Source organism: Phormidium sp. CCY1219 (assembly GCF_055795085.1).
The window spans coordinates 1-228 of the sequence record NZ_JAYFEQ010000007.1; the positions used below are offsets into that span (position 1 = coordinate 1).

Here is a 228-nt window from a genome sequence, read left to right on the forward strand (position 1 = left end):
GGTACCGGAATTTTTTATGGGCAAATATCCGGTAACCCAGGCACAATGGCAAGCAGTGATGGGAAATAATCCCTCTGTTTTGAAAGGCAAGAACTTACCCGTGGAAAGGGTATCCTGGTACGATGCGGTGGAATTTTGTCGCCGACTGTCGGAAAAAACGGGACGGGTTTATCGCTTACCCAGTGAAGCAGAATGGGAATATGCCTGTCGCGCCGGAACCACTACGCC

Annotated in this window: 1 protein-coding gene; it reads left to right on the forward strand. The window is 50.4% G+C overall.

What is annotated here, in order from left to right; all coding sequences use genetic code 11:
- Nucleotides 1-16: 16 nt before the first annotated feature.
- A partial coding sequence (locus AC0QH1_RS00220; RefSeq protein ID WP_324628738.1) for a formylglycine-generating enzyme family protein occupies nucleotides 17-228 on the forward strand: 212 nt, incomplete at its 3' end.